This is a genomic window from Prevotella histicola (genome assembly GCF_055385135.1).
This window is the reverse complement of sequence record NZ_AP043793.1, coordinates 980,147-995,352: the sequence shown is the minus strand read 5'-3', so window position 1 is coordinate 995,352 and position 15,206 is coordinate 980,147. Positions and strand designations below refer to the sequence as shown.

Genomic DNA, 15,206 nt, shown 5'->3' with positions numbered 1-15,206 from the left:
TAATAGTTTGGACTTAGAGCCCGAACCGATAGCCTAAGGTGATGGCAAAGGTGCTGTTCTTCAGGTCTTTGTCATTCTTATCCTTCGTATCAGCAACCTTACTGATACCCCAAAGGTATCGGGCGTCAAGCTCAATGTTCTTATATGTGTAGGACAAACCTACAGGAATAGAGAAGACACAGCTATGCAGTTTGTCCTTAATGTCGGTATTGGACTTCTTAAAATGTGTCACACCATTATACTTTACCTCCTCGTTTGCTTTGGAACGTGCGCTTACCAGCACATCAGTCTGTATACCGAGCTTTGCTGTAAGGCCTTTCCATACATGTGCTTGAGCAAGAACTGGAATGCTGATGTAGTTCAGATCAGTTCTGAAATCAGTCAGATAGATATAGCTACCAGCGTTTCTGTCAAAGTCGATGTGGGCATTCTTGCCAATGACTTCAGTTATTCCCGTAGTGGATGGGTTAACAGGAGAGAACTCAAAGTCATTTGTTGACTCTTTGATTGGTATTAATACTGCCGCATTTTCTTTGGCTCCCTGCATGTTATAGAACACGCCTAATGATACTCCGAACAGCTTACTGAAGTTATATTCGGCATCTACACCAACGACAAAGCCAGCCTTCGGGCTGTAAGCTTCTTTGAGTTTACTACCTGAGAAGTCGGAGACGGTCATGCCAATACGTGGTGTAATGGTGAATTTACTGTTTGAGTTTTGTGCGTTTGTTACCCATGGTATGAGTGCTAGAGCTGCGATTAAGAATAAATTTTTCATTGTTTGTATAAGCTTTTAGTTTGTTATTAATAAACTTTTGAGTATTGTTCGATAGACGTTTTAATGACACAAAGTTACGAAATTAATCATAGAACAGCAACTCTATGCTTGTTTTTCGGTATAGAGTAGGGGGTGATGATTGCATAAAACAATAAAGGCAGACGTTATTGTCTGCCTTTATGTGTGTTGTATGTTATGTCTTAAGACTTTATAATGTATAGTCTTTAGAAGAGTGTCAGTGTGTAAAGATATACCACTGCAGCAGGTATTGCCATCAGTGAAGAGTCAAATCGGTCGAGCATTCCACCGTGTCCCGGTAGGATATTACCACTGTCTTTGATACCGAGTGTGCGTTTGAAGAGACTTTCAACAAGGTCGCCCCATGTACCGAAGACCACAACCACCAGTCCTAATCCTATCCATGCAGGAATGCTCAGCATATGTGGATCGGTGTCAGTATTGGTGAAATATCCGATAACTCCAGCAACAATCAATACAAGGAGTCCGCCTCCTATGCTTCCTTCCCAGCTCTTCTTAGGACTGATACGCGGGAATAACTTATGCTTACCGAATAGTGATCCACAGCAATAAGCACCTGTATCGTTCGTCCAAAGGAAGATAAATATACTCAAAGGTAGGAGCATATCAATCATGATCTCACCTCTTTCGTTTGTCTGGAAAGCAAGAATGTTGATCATAGAGAAGGGGAGAGCGAGATACATCTGTCCCAACATGGTGTATGCCCAGTTGTTGATTGGGTTCTCATTCTTGAGATAAAGCTCTGATACAAACAGATAGATGATGGTCAGAATGTAAGGTACGAAGATGCTGAAGCCTTCTACGAACCCTAAACGATGCCCTGCTATTGCGAGGAAAAAGTAGACTCCAGCAACGGTAGAGATGAACCGGTTGATCCTGACACCTTTTATTTCATTTACCAATCCTGTGTATTCCCAAAGGCTCATACCTGTGATGACGGCAAAAAGCACGACCATATAATGTGGGCGAAGGAACCCTGCTACCATGATGGCAACGAAGAGTGCACCTGTAATAGCCCTGACTATTAAATTCTTTACTTTATCACTCATGATAGATTTTATTCTGCCGTATTGTTTGTTTCAGCCTCTTCAGACTGCTCTTTTGCTTCTTGAGCGAGCTTAGCCTCGTGTTCAGCCTGTGCCTTTTTCACCTCTTCGGGCATGTCTTCCAGCTTCGGTTGAGACTTCTCTTCCTGTTCCAGAAGTTCCTGTGTACGACTAACCCATGGACGTTTACCGAAGATCTCTTCAACATCTTCAGCCATAATGACCTCACGTTCCACAAGAAGCTGTGCCAAACGGTTGTGACCTTCCTTGTGATCAAGCAGTATTTGCTTAGCACGATCGTACTGATCGTTAATCATCTTCAGCACTTCTTCGTCAATAGTCTTTGCTGTTGTCTCTGAATAAGGCTTCTGGAAGTTGTATTCATCATTGTTATAATAGCAAATATTTGGCAGTCTGTCACTCATACCAGCGTATGCTATCATACCATAAGCGCTCTTTGTGGCACGCTCAAGGTCGTTCATAGCTCCCGTAGAGATATGACCTGTGAAGAGTTCTTCGGCTGCTCGCCCTCCTAAGAGTGAACACATCTCATCGAGCATCTGCTCTTTTGTCGTGATTGGACGCTCTTCTGGCAGATACCATGCGGCACCAAGCGCTTGTCCACGTGGTACTATACTTACTTTTACCAATGGATTTGCATGCTCACAGAACCAGCTAATGGTTGCATGACCAGCCTCATGGAGTGCTATTGTACGCTTCTCATCAGTTGTCATCACCTTGGTTTTCTTCTCCAAACCGCCGATGATACGGTCTACGGCATCAAGGAAGTCTTGCTTTGTAACCTCCTTGCTGTTGTGACGGGCAGCTATAAGAGCTGCTTCGTTACAGACATTGGCGATGTCAGCGCCTGAGAACCCAGGTGTCTGACGCGCTAGAAGGTCGATGTCAAGGTCCTTGTGTAGCTTCAGATTGCGCATATGAACGAGGAAAATCTCCTTACGTTCAGGCAGGTCAGGGAGGTCAACGTGTATCTGACGGTCGAATCTTCCAGCACGAAGAAGAGCCTTGTCAAGCATATCAACACGGTTGGTTGCCGCAAGAACGATTACTCCTGAGTTCGTTCCGAAGCCATCCATCTCAGTTAAAAGGGCGTTGAGAGTGTTCTCTCTTTCATCGTTTCCACCCATAGCAGGGTTCTTTGAACGAGCACGACCAACGGCATCTATCTCATCAATGAAGATGATACAAGGTGATTTTTCCTTTGCTTGACGGAATACATCACGCACACGACTGGCACCAACACCCACAAACATCTCAACAAAGTCTGAACCACTCATGGAGAAGAAAGGTACACCTGCCTCGCCAGCAACAGCCTTTGCAAGCAGTGTTTTACCTGTTCCTGGGGGACCAATGAGCAATGCTCCCTTTGGTATTTTACCACCTAAATCAGTGTATTTCTTTGGATTCTTGAGGAAGTCAACAATCTCTTGTACCTCTTGTTTAGCACCTGTCTGACCGGCAACATCCTTGAAAGTGATACCCATTTCGTTGGCTTTCTCATAGAGTTTGGCTTTTGATTTACCAACATTGAATACCCCGCCTGCTCCATTAACACCACTACTCATACGGCGCATGATGAAGTACCAGATCGCAAAGATCAGTATCCATGGCCCAATAGAGAATAGGATGTCCATCAAACCACTATCCGACTTGTTCTCATAGCTATAGCTTGCTATCTTCTTGTGTGCTACAGCCTGATCCAAAAAGCTCTCTACTTTGTCAACAGAACCAATCTGTACGGTTACGTATGGTGCTGTTCCGACCTGGTCAGTACCGCTTTTGAAGATGTCACGGATATGGTCTGGGCTGACGAACATGCGTAGCGTGTTATCATCTTTATTAATGATAACCTTCGTTCCATAGCCTTTCTCAACATATTGTTTGAATGTTGTGTAGTCTCTATCTACGCCAGCGCTGGACGACATGAGGCCGTTTCCTCTGGCAAAGAATACTACTCCGAGTGCAATAATGACGAATATGTATAGCCAAGTCATGTTAAACTTTGGCATTTTCGGCATATTCGGCTTGTTGTTGGAGTTTGAATTGTCCATATTCAAGTTTTGTTTTGTTTCTAAAAAAGTGATGACTAAACCCTCTGTCGGCTTATTCTATATCTGGTAGATATGTCAGTTTGGCGTCTTCCCAGAGATGTTCGAGGTCATAGAACTCACGGACTTCAGGAAGGAAGATGTGGACAATGACATCTACGAAGTCTATTGCTACCCACTGATTATTGCCAAGGCCGGCACAATTGACAGCCTTCTCGCCAGCATTTTCGCGTACATAGTCGCTTACAGACTCTGCTATTGCTTCTACTTGTTGCGGAGAATTACCCTGACAGATAATGAAGTTGCGGCAGATTGTACCATCAATCTTGGATAAATCTGCAATAACTATGCCACGTCCTTTTTTATCTTGAATGCCTTTTGTTACTAACTCTACTAATTTCTTTGTCTCTTCCATTAAGTTTCTTTATGTTATATGAGTTGCAAAGGTAAGGGAAAAGCGATGAAGAGCAAAATAAATTGGTTCTTATTTTGTATTTATAAGGGTGTGTAATCGTTATTATAAAATGTTGCTGTCGGGAGATTTTAAACTGTATGAAACTATCTTCCGGATGGTATTAAACAATTTGCTACCTATTGTTCTGCAAGGAATATTTCCTCAATAATCGAGTAATTATTGTTCAGCAGTGGGACTTTTAACTGTCTTCCGACTGAAAATAGCTCTCATGATTGTAGTCTCTTGTATGGTGTTTAGCCCTTAGCACGGTTGGTGCGGGGCATCAACTCCATTGGTGTTAAGCCTCAGCACTATATGTGCTAGGCTTCCGCACATAATCATAAAACGTACGAGTGTATGCGGATCTGACATTATCAAAGACGTAATAAGGCATTATTGACCAACAGAAATGAAATAGAATCGCTGGTCAGTAATAGCTCAAAGAGCTGCATAGGAAGCCATAATGCCCTAAATTCTTACTGGTAATGAAAAAAAACAGTAAAAGTTTTGTGAGTTCAGGAAAAAGCTGTAACTTTGCACTCGCAATTCAATTATGGGTTGTTTGGTCATTGGGATATGGTGTAATGGTAACACTACAGATTCTGGTCCTGTCATTCCTGGTTCGAATCCGGGTATCCCAACAGAGTAAAGAGAGTTGATTTTTTTCGACTCTCTTTTTTGTTTTCTTATCTATAAGATTACAGATTACATGTTTTTTGTTAATATATTATTGTTATAAACAGATGAAAAAAGTTTTTTTAGCATTGTTGGCTGTATTGGGATTCCAAGTAAATGCAGCCGCTCAGAATAGCTTTGAGAATGTTGATGTTGAGCATTTCGAGAGAATTATTAAGTCAGATTCTGTTCAAATAGTGGACGTTCGTACTCCAGAAGAGTATGCTTCAGGGCATATTGCAGGTGCTTTGAATTTGAATGTACAGGATTCTACTTTTAAGAGTCAGGCACTTGCGAAGTTGGATAAGGCTCGTCCTTGTGCTGTTTATTGTCGTTCTGGGAAACGTTCGGCTCTTGCTGCATCAATATTGGCAGCTGAAGGGATGAAAGTAACCAATCTTTTGGGCGGCATTATAGCATGGGTTGAGGCTGGAAAGCCTACCACAAAGGATTAATATGTTGCTGATATAGTATCTCTAAGCCTAATACATATATTATAATGTGTGTTGAGATTTAGGGCTAAGGCATGTCTGAAAGGGGTGGGTCGTAGCTCCTGTGTAGGTCTGGAGATATATAAAGTGAATATGACAGTCCTATTGTCAGTATGCAATAGGAGGTGTTGTTTGTTAGAATACGCTTCTGTTAATAGGCAGAAACGAAGAAAGGGACAGTTCTTTTAACGAACTGTCCCTTTTCTTTTTCATTATGATTGGCTATAAAATAGCTCTAACTTGTCTTGTTTTTGATGATAGAACAGAATGTTACTTGTTCTCTGCATCAATCGCTTTTATCTTCTGTTTCACCTCTTCCATATCGTCTTTCAACTTCTGGATACGGCGATTCATATCATCAATAAGGCTGTTTCCTTTCTTTGAACTGATGTTTAAGAAGCCCAGATTGTTCTCATAAGTGTTGATTTCCTGCTTCAATTGTTCAAAGCGACGCATGAGTTTACCGCGCTCATTATCGAGTGCATCAGCCCCACGGTCGGCAACTTTCTTCAGATTGTTGCGGAAATTATCAACGCGTTTGCGTGCAGCACTGATGTGAAGGTCTTTATATAGCTTGTCTAAAACCTCATGATAATCCTTATATAGCTTGTCTTTCTCCTTGTAAGGAACGTGCCCAATCTTATTATATTGGTCTGTTAGCTGTTGTACTTTTTCCTGTACTCCTTCTTTAGCAGACTCTGCGAGCTCCTTTAATTGTGCTATAATCTCATTCTTTTTGCTCAAGTTCTCACGCTCTTCGTTGTGAGAATCAGCATGAACAGCATTACGTGCTTCAAAGAAATGGTTGCATGCTGCAAGGAAATCATTCCATAGTTGGTCACCAATCTTCTTAGGAACCATGCCGATAGTCTTCCATTCTTTTTGCAAAGCAATGAGCTTATCTGATGTTGCTTTCCATTCAGTAGAGTTGGTAAGGGCTTGTGCTTTCTCAACAAGAGCCTTCTTTTTCTCTGTATTCTCAGCAAACTGGGCTTTCATTTCTTTGAAGAATTCACCTTTACGGTTGAAGAATTCATCACAAGCAGCACGGAAACGTTCGAAGATTTTGACGTTCATCTTCTGTGGAGCAAAGCCTATACCTTTCCATTCTTGCTGTATACCGATAATCTCTTTCGTACGTTTTTCCCAGTCAGATGCCGACTTATTCTCCTGTTTTGCTAGTTCTTCAACCTTCTCACAGAGTGCAGTTTTCTTCGTAAGGTTCTCCTCTTCACGGCTACGAAGAGCCTCAAAGTGCTGTTGATGACGCTTATTTATAACTGTACTGGCTGCTTTGAAGCGTGTCCAAACCTGTTCTCTGAGGTCTTTTGCTACTGGTCCCGTCTCGCGATATTCCTGATGTAGCTCCTGTAACTGGTGGAAAGCACTGATAATATCTTCTTCATCCGCCAGCTTTTCGGCTGCTTCACAGAGCTTAGTCTTCTTTTCTAGATTCTTTTTGAAGTCATATTCGCGTGCTTCTCGGTTGAGATTGAGCAAGTCATAGAACTGTTCTACGTAGAGTTGATAGTTACGCCACAGTTCATTTGCCTTCTCTGCAGGGATCGTTTTTATCTCCTTCCATTCCTGTTGTAGGGCTTTTAACTCTGGGAAGTTCTTGTTTGCTTCCTCAGGTGTTGTCGCCATACCTTTTATTTTCTCTATGATTGCTTCCTTCTTCTTTAGGTTTTCTTGCTTTTCTTCCTCAAGTGCAAGGAATGCTTTTTGTCTTTTCTCTTTGATGATGGTCATCTCCGCCTTAAAGGATTCCTCATCCTCATCAGGTAAAACCTGATATTTCTCAGGGTCACCACCAGCTTCAAGATATGCTTTTTGCTGTGCTTCACGGTCTGCGAAATGAAGCTTATAGAACGCAGTCTTTAAGTGATCGATCTCTGCTTTGACAGGGTTTTCATCACTATCAACGATAGCTTTCAGGCGTTCTAATATTTCTTTTTTGCTGCTGTACACCTTAGCTGCGAGGTTTTCTATCTCGTTTTTAGGCTGTGTTTCAGCTGGTTCGTTCAGATTTTCGGCTGCAGTTTCAGCAGTTTCAGCCTTTACTTCGGCCTTATCACCTGTAGATGTGGCATTACTTGTTGCTTCTTCTGGCAGCTTTACTTCTTCTACACCCTGATTAAGGGTTTTCTCTTGAGAGTCTATCATTTCACTTTTTGTTTGTGATTCGGGTTTTTCCGTATTTGGAATGACGGTCAGTAGTTGTCGTATTATTACTGATTATCACTCTGTATCATATCATTTGCAAACTTAGATAAAAAGTTTGAATATACCTAATTTTACTTTATCTTTTTTCATTTCTGTGCTTAAAGCAGGCGTTTACGTCGTAGATACCACCATGAAACTCCAGATACTATGAATGACATGAGCAATGCTATGGGGAATCCCAATGGGTTATCTTCCATTCCATTGACGAGGTTCATACCAAAGAGGGAGGATATAAGGGTAGGCAACATCATGATGATTGATACCGAAGTAAGCGTACGCATCACGGTATTCATGTTGTTATTAATGATGCTTGAGTAGGTATCCATCGTTGATTCCAAGATGTCCGAGTAGATACTTGTCGTCTCACGTGCCTGCGACATCTCAATGTTTACGTCTTCAATGAGGTCGGCATCCAACTCATCGACCTGTAATTTGAACTTCAGTTTTGCCAAAAGATTCTCATTACCACGGATAGATGTGATGAAATAAGTGAGTGAATCCTGCAGACGACTCAGTCCGATAAGACTCTCATTGTTGACATCTTTATCAAGATTACGCTTTGATTTTTCTATAAGAGTACTGATTTGTTTCAGACGTTTCAGATACCATACTGCAGAAGAGAGGAAGAGTCTGAAGATAAGGTCTACATAATCAGTGAATCCCACACCGCGTTTCTGCTGGTAACTAACGAAGTCGAGCATCATATTTGTCTCAAAATTACACACGGTAATCGTAACATCTTTTTTGTGGATGATACCTAATGGCACCGTGGTGTAAGGCGTACGTGAGCGTATTTCCTTAACGTATGGTATACGAAGGATGATAAGCATCCATCCATCATCGTATTCATAACGGGCACGCTCATCGGTATCGCTGATGTCCGAGAGGAAGTAATCAGGGATATGAAATGTATCTTCGAGTTCTTGTTGATCCTGTTCTGTCGGGCAAGTAACTTGAATCCAGCAGTTAGGCTGCCACTCTTTAATGGTATTCAGGTTACCGCTAATGTTCCAATATGTTTTCATTTGCTAATCTCCAAAAGTTAAGATAGGTAGTGGGGATTAGCAATCTTATTGCAATCCTCACGCCTACAGATTGAAATTTTCCGCGTGATAATCGTCCATTTAATAATTAAATATTGGTTTCGTGTGTGCAAAATTAGGTAAAAATTTCCGTTATGGCAAACAAAATTGTAAGTTTTTGCCCTTTGGAAAAGGGGTAGAGAGAATCAGGGGAGTCCGCCTTTTCTTTGGCTTCCCCTGATGTTCTGTATACTTTTCTATGGTGTGTTTGAATCTGTTTTCTGCGTATATTATACTATTTTGCAGGCAGAAGGTCTTGCAAACTCTTCAGATAAATCTTCATTTGCTTCTTGGTTTGTGGGTCGCGTTCTGCTTTGCAAGCTGCCTCAAGGTCGTTGAGGAAGGGGAGATAATCAGTCTCTGCTATGAATTTTGCAGTCCGAATCCTTACGTCAGCATTGTTGTCAAAAAGCAAACCTTGCACCCATCGTTTGGCTTCCCATGACCTACATTGCTGTAACCAGTCGAGTGCTGCAATCTTTTCTTGTGGTGTTCCGTAAAGGAATGTGTAGTAATAGTTATGCTCTTTCTTCAGGTCTGCCTTCGTCATGAGTATCTCTCGGTTGTATAAATCGGGGTTAATGACTCTTTTTGAGTAAGAGATAATGGGCATTTTCAGCGTCCATCGTACCATTCTTGGTATCATCCACATCATTCCTGGTGTGGCTTCAGGATGTGAGATACTACTGAACACACGTCCTTTCCCGTATTCATTGGCGATAAAGAATGGGCGATTGGTAGTCATGTTGGCTGGTGCGTTGCCTTCTTCATGCACGTCGGTTAGCATTGTTGCCATGGTTTTGTAAGGGAGTGGTAGACTGTCACTCTTCACAAGTACGGGACCTTCATAGTACATCACATATGATTTCTCTCTGCCAGCAAGTTCCGGGAAGAGTTTCTTACCCTCATCTGTGAGTGAAAAAGCTGATATTCCATGTCCACGGTTATCATGTTCGATGTCTATAGCCTTTGCTCCGTTGATGTGCATGCAGGCATAATTAGGTGTATCTGTGAACAGATAGGCTCCGGCACAGATTCCAACTGCTCCCTTTCCCGACCTTATGAAGGCTCTGATCCGGTCCATATTCTCTCCTCCGAGGTTCATATATTCCGTTGTTCCTCCACCACCTGGGATGATGATAGCGTCTAAATTGTTGAGTACTCCGTTGGAAATGTCACTGGTGGAGATACCTTGTACGGTCATGTCTGGGTCCATTTGAATGGAGGCAATGGTCTCCCAGATACATGTTTGTGCTGCTCCGTTTCCAGTGAATACACCCACACGTACCTTCTTGTCTCCTTTTGCAGCCCATGTACTGAGTACAGTCAGGCACATAAAGACGGTAAAAATGATCTTTCGTAGCATAGCTTTTGTTTTTAGTTTGTATTTCTTTTGATAGTCAGATGTCTTCATGATATGCGTAAACATATCTCTGGCAAAGATACAATTATTTTCTTATATTAATGGTTCTCCGTGTATTTATTGACCTCTAATTATTCTTTTTAAGTTTATGGGTTAAGGTCTGTAGGAGGCATGGTGGGATATTTAAGTGAATGTTCGTGGTGATATAGGAGATGGAAAATAATATTACATAATTTCTGTCCTTTCCGTTTACATTATAAGGTATAATGTCTTTTTTGTGGCTTTGTAACTGTCAGATTCTCAATGGATTATAAATTGCTTTCTAAAAGACGCCCTTTTACGTTGCAAAAGGGCGTCTTTTACATGTCAAAAGGGCATCTTTTACCATGCAAAAGGGCACCTTTTGGAATGCAAAAGAGCATCTATTGTTCTGCGTTTGTGAAATTATTCAACATCAGGTGGGGTGTTATTGTGTTTTCTTTCATTATACTATAATAAAAGAAAGGCAGTAAAGTCTCTGAAAGAACCTAAAGGTCTTCAAAGGACTTATACTGCCTTTATTATTTATTATAGGTGAAGAACGATACTTTTCAAGTTTCCTTTGTGCTGCTGTTCTCCAACTTGTTATAAGTTTACTTTACAGGAATCTCCTCCAATGTCTGTACAAGTAGATTCCAGAAAGGCTCAGCTGTGGCTATCTCAAAGCGTTCCTTAGCTGTGTGTGGACTACGGATCGTAGGGCCAAGGCTCACGACATCCATGCCAGGATACTTGCCAAGGATGACAGAACACTCCAGTCCGGCATGGTCAACCTGCACAATAGCCTCCTTACCGTTCTGCTCTTTATGGATCTTCTGCAGCAGACTGAGGATCTCACTGTCTGGGTTTGGATCCCAACCACCATAGCTTGCACTGAGAGTAGTCTTCATCCCTGCCATGTTGAAGCAACTTTCTAATTGCGTTGCAATGTATTCCTTCATATCTTCACGGCTTGAACGAGCAAGAATCTTTATGGAAGCTTTGTTCGGTTCAATGTTGATGATTGCAAGATTAGATGAAGTTTCAACAACATCAGGGTAAGAAGGAATCATGCGCAGTACACCATTATGGCACGCATAGATGGCATCGATAAGATTGTCCTGTATCTCTTCTGGAACCAAAGTCTGTGGCTTTTCTACGTCTTCTACGAAGAACTCAACATTCGACTCAATCCCTTTGAATTCATCTTCGATAAGTTCTTTCTGTTTAGCAACGAGTTCCTTCAATGCAGCAACATTGTTTTGAGGTAGGGCAAGTACGACTTCTGCCTTGAAAGGAATGGCATTACGCATGTTACCACCTTGCCAGCAAGCCAGTCGGGCATCCAGTTCTGTGATAGCTTTGCGTACAAAACGAACCATTTCCTTATTGGCATTGGCACGTCCTTCATTGATTTCAAGACCAGAATGTCCGCCACGCAGACCTTTCAATGTTACCTTTACGGCAGCTTCCTGGTCGTTCTCAACCTCTTTATATTCCAATGTTGATGTAACATCAACACCACCTGCAGAACCGATAACGAACTTACCCCATGTCTCAGAGTCAAGGTTCATGAGGATATCACTATGTAGTTCGCCTTCTGGAAGTTCGTTGACACCAAACATACCAGTCTCTTCATCACGTGTTATAATAGCCTCAATGACACCATGTTTCAGCGTCTTATCTTCCATAATACCCATGATAGCAGCAACGCCAATACCGTCGTCTGCGCCTAAAGTAGTGTTGTTTGCATATACCCAACCATCCTCAATATGTGTCTCGATAGGGTCAGTTTCGAAGTTATGTTTGCTGTCTGGTGCCTTCTGAGGTACCATATCCATGTGTGCTTGTAGGAGAACAGTCTTCCGATTTTCATATCCTGGTGTGGCAGCCTTGCGCATAACGACATTGCCACCAGCGTCAACGTATGCTTCAACGCCTACCTTTGCGGCAAAGTCTAACAGGAATTTCTGTACTTTCTCTGGGTAACCTGATGGGCGTGGGACCTGTGTTAGGTCATCAAAGTTTCTCCAAAGACCTTCTGGTTTAAGATTTCTAATTTCACTCATAATGTTGATTTTAAAAGGTTATTATGTATTGTTTATTAGTTTGTTTCGTTGGTTGGATATGTAAGCTTTGCTGGACTTGTCAGTGCAACGGCGCCTTTCGTAAAACTTAATGCTATCCATGAGTAGACACCTAACAGGATAACGAGAAGCGTTTGTACCGTGTGAACAATCAAAACGAAGTAAAGTGCCTGCGTATCTGCAACCCCATAGAGGATAAGCATAGTCTTAACGGCAAAATGCCAAGGGCCAGCACCATTCGGAGTAGGTACGATAACTGCTATAGAACCTACCACAAAGCTGACGAGAGCACAGGAGAGTCCAAGTCTGGATGTGGCATCAAAGCAGAAAAACGTCAGGTAATAATGCAAGAAATAACAACCCCATATCCCGAGACTGTAGCCTAAGAATAACGGAATATTCTTCACACTGCGCAGAGAACTGATACCTTGCCAGATGCCAGTCAGCATCTCTTTCACCTTATTATATATGGAAAGATGACGCAGAACAAAATAAAAAAGAATAAGAGAAGCTATCGCGCATATTCCAGTTACAATCCATCCTGTTGTTGAAAACATTCGGAATATGTCGTCAATACGGGTTCCTGTCTTTGAAAAGAAGTTCACAAAGACTCCTATTTGCATCAGGAATGCAATTGCAGTGATGAGCATTACGATGATCGTATCAACGACTCTTTCAGTCACAACCGTACCAATTGCTTTCGAGAAAGGTACTTTGTCATATCTGTTCAACACACCACAACGTGCAAATTCACCAATACGAGGGATCAATAGACTGACAGCATAGGAAAGAAAGATGGCATTTACACACACAGATGAGCGTGGATGTTCGCCAATTGGTTCTAAAGTCTGCTTCCAACGCCACCCTCTGAACGCCTGTGCAAGTATTCCGAAGGGAAGAGAAAGAATCATCCAAGTCCAGTTCATCTCATGGAATAGCACATGCTTGATGCTGGAAAAGTCGAAACCACGGTACATCCAATACAAGATTGCACTTCCAAGTAACAAAGGTAATGCAATCTTTATGATGTTATTCCGTAGCTTTTTCGTTTTCATATCTTCGAGCAAAGATAACTAAAATGCTTCTAAATGCAAAATAAAATCCCTAACTTTGTAGGCAAATAAATAAAAATTATGAAATCAGTCAAGCCGAAAAAGAATCTCGGACAGCACTTTCTTACTGACTTAGGGATTGCTCGAAGAATCGCAGATACGGTAGATGCTTGCCCAGATATCCCCGTTTTGGAGATAGGACCAGGTATGGGAGTGCTTACACAGTATCTTATTGAAAAGCCACGGGAGGTGAAAGCTGTGGAAATTGACGCTGAGAGTGTTGCATATCTCTATGAACGCTTCCCTAAACTACGGGAGAATATTCTTGGAGAGGACTTTCTTCAGATGGATTTGACAAAGATATTTGATGGAAAGCAGTTTGTTTTGACAGGTAATTATCCGTATGACATCTCTTCTCAGATATTCTTTAAGATGCTTGATTATAAGGACTTGATACCTTGTTGTACGGGTATGATTCAGCGTGAAGTGGCACTTCGTATGGCTGCAGCACCTGGTTCGAAGGCTTATGGAATTCTTTCTGTATTGATTCAGGCATGGTATGACGTGGAATATCTGTTTACTGTGGATGAAAATGTCTTCAATCCGCCACCTAAAGTGAAGAGTGCTGTCATTCGAATGACTCGCAATAAAGTGACAGATATTGGTTGTGATGAGCGACTTTTCAAGCGTGTTGTAAAGACAGTCTTCAATCAACGACGTAAAATGTTGCGTGTTAGCCTGCGCCAGATATTCAATGCTGGTAAGCCAATGGGTAATTTTTACGAGCAAGATATCATGACAAAACGCCCAGAACAGTTGTCTATCACACAGTTCGTGGAGCTGACAAACATGGTAGTAGAGCAGTTGGTGAAGTTGGAAAATAATTGAAGTATGACACGAAAAGAGCAGTATCAGCAGCTGATACCACAGATTGCAGCATTGATAAAGGGTGAAACTAATGTGGTAGGGATATTGGCAAACGTGTCGGCAGTACTTCATGAGAGCTTTCCTGAACGCTTTTTCTGGGTTGGTTTTTATCTTCAACAGGATGGTGAAGTACTTCGTTTAGGGCCTTTTCAAGGGTCAGTCGCATGTTATACTATTCCGTACGGAAAAGGAGTTTGTGGCAAGGCTTGGGAAGAAGGACGAACCCTTATAGTTCCAGACGTAGAAAAATTCCCTGGGCATATCGCTTGTAGTAGCCTTTCACGTAGTGAGATTGTTGTTCCGATGTATGATTCTTCTCGTAGATTCTATGGAGTTCTCGATGTTGATAGTATGCATATAGATGACTTTAATACTGATGATAAAGAAGGATTAGAGCGTATTGTTGCATTGTTAATGGCTGAAGTCAGGGAAGTAACGATGCAACCATAGTGCTGAACGATTAGTGATATATATACTTGAAAGTATTCTTTCAAATTAGAAAAAGACTGAATCCGTATCTTAATGGTTCAGTCTTTTTTTATAAAGTGTATAATCGTTTCTGGTCTGTAAGATTCTTGCTTTTTTATAGGATAGGGGATCTTCTTTGTTAAATAAATTCCTTATTGGTTTTTGAAAGGGCGTCTTTTGCATTCTAAAAGGTGCCCTTTTGCATGGTAAAAGATGCCCTTTTGAAGTGTAAAAGACGCCCTTTTGTAATGTAAAAGACGCCCTTTTGCAAGCCAGTTTGTAATTGCTTGATAGTGTTGATGTTACAAAGCACGAAAAAATTGATTTCTTCTTGTTTTGTTCTTTCTTATGTATTAAAATTTGTAAGAATGTTTCATGCGGAGTAAAACACATCCTACTTCCTCTTATTCTGTTCTCTTACACCTTATTAT

The 15,206-nt window shown here is 41.6% G+C and carries 12 protein-coding genes and 1 tRNA gene; 4 read left to right on the top strand and 9 right to left on the bottom strand.

Going from position 1 to position 15,206, the window contains the following annotated elements:
- Nucleotides 1–13 precede the first annotated feature (13 nt).
- The 4 genes from ACZ48L_RS04160 to rsfS form a co-directional block, all read right to left on the bottom strand.
- Nucleotides 14–778: a porin family protein gene (locus ACZ48L_RS04160; RefSeq protein ID WP_025791870.1), complete on the bottom strand. Its 765-nt coding sequence runs from the start codon at nt 776–778 to the stop codon at nt 14–16.
- 224 nt (nt 779–1,002) lie between these two features.
- Entirely contained in the window at nt 1,003–1,866 is an 864-nt protein-coding gene (locus tag ACZ48L_RS04155) for a phosphatidate cytidylyltransferase (RefSeq protein ID WP_008824090.1), read from the bottom strand.
- Between the two features lie 8 nt (nt 1,867–1,874).
- Nucleotides 1,875–3,935, bottom strand: coding sequence for an ATP-dependent zinc metalloprotease FtsH (gene ftsH / locus ACZ48L_RS04150; protein ID WP_219449310.1), 2,061 nt, complete (start codon nt 3,933–3,935; stop codon nt 1,875–1,877).
- Between the two features lie 52 nt (nt 3,936–3,987).
- Complete coding sequence (gene rsfS, locus ACZ48L_RS04145; RefSeq protein ID WP_008824092.1) at nt 3,988–4,347, bottom strand: ribosome silencing factor; 360 nt, start codon at nt 4,345–4,347, stop codon at nt 3,988–3,990.
- Nucleotides 4,348–4,956: 609 nt separating this feature from the next.
- Here rsfS and ACZ48L_RS04140 point away from each other — a divergent pair.
- Nucleotides 4,957–5,027 (top strand) — tRNA-Gln (locus ACZ48L_RS04140).
- A gap of 102 nt (nt 5,028–5,129) precedes the next feature.
- Complete coding sequence (locus ACZ48L_RS04135) at nt 5,130–5,516, top strand: rhodanese-like domain-containing protein (protein ID WP_025791873.1); 387 nt, start codon at nt 5,130–5,132, stop codon at nt 5,514–5,516.
- A 306-nt stretch (nt 5,517–5,822) separates the two neighbouring features.
- Here the strand turns inward: ACZ48L_RS04135 and ACZ48L_RS04130 are convergent, their stop codons facing one another.
- From ACZ48L_RS04130 to ACZ48L_RS04110, 5 genes are all read right to left on the bottom strand, one after another.
- Nucleotides 5,823–7,718 (bottom strand): DUF349 domain-containing protein, encoded by a 1,896-nt coding sequence (locus ACZ48L_RS04130; protein WP_025791874.1) that lies wholly within the window; start codon nt 7,716–7,718, stop codon nt 5,823–5,825.
- A 158-nt stretch (nt 7,719–7,876) separates the two neighbouring features.
- Nucleotides 7,877–8,803 (bottom strand): magnesium transporter CorA family protein, encoded by a 927-nt coding sequence (locus ACZ48L_RS04125; protein WP_025791876.1) that lies wholly within the window; start codon nt 8,801–8,803, stop codon nt 7,877–7,879.
- 292 nt (nt 8,804–9,095) lie between these two features.
- Nucleotides 9,096–10,226, bottom strand: coding sequence for a BPL-N domain-containing protein (locus tag ACZ48L_RS04120; protein WP_025791878.1), 1,131 nt, complete (start codon nt 10,224–10,226; stop codon nt 9,096–9,098).
- A 629-nt stretch (nt 10,227–10,855) separates the two neighbouring features.
- Entirely contained in the window at nt 10,856–12,310 is a 1,455-nt protein-coding gene (locus ACZ48L_RS04115) for an aminoacyl-histidine dipeptidase (RefSeq protein WP_025791880.1), read from the bottom strand.
- Between the two features lie 35 nt (nt 12,311–12,345).
- A complete protein-coding gene (locus tag ACZ48L_RS04110; protein WP_025791881.1) occupies nt 12,346–13,383 on the bottom strand; it encodes a lysylphosphatidylglycerol synthase transmembrane domain-containing protein in 1,038 nt (345 codons plus the stop codon).
- A gap of 78 nt (nt 13,384–13,461) precedes the next feature.
- Here ACZ48L_RS04110 and rsmA point away from each other — a divergent pair, with 78 nt between their 5' ends.
- Together rsmA and ACZ48L_RS04100 are read left to right on the top strand one after the other, a co-directional pair.
- On the top strand, nt 13,462–14,268 hold the full coding sequence (gene rsmA / locus ACZ48L_RS04105) for a 16S rRNA (adenine(1518)-N(6)/adenine(1519)-N(6))-dimethyltransferase RsmA (protein ID WP_025791882.1): 807 nt from the start codon (nt 13,462–13,464) through the stop codon (nt 14,266–14,268).
- Between the two features lie 3 nt (nt 14,269–14,271).
- Nucleotides 14,272–14,757 (top strand): GAF domain-containing protein, encoded by a 486-nt coding sequence (locus ACZ48L_RS04100; RefSeq protein ID WP_025791884.1) that lies wholly within the window; start codon nt 14,272–14,274, stop codon nt 14,755–14,757.
- Nucleotides 14,758–15,206: the final 449 nt, after the last annotated feature.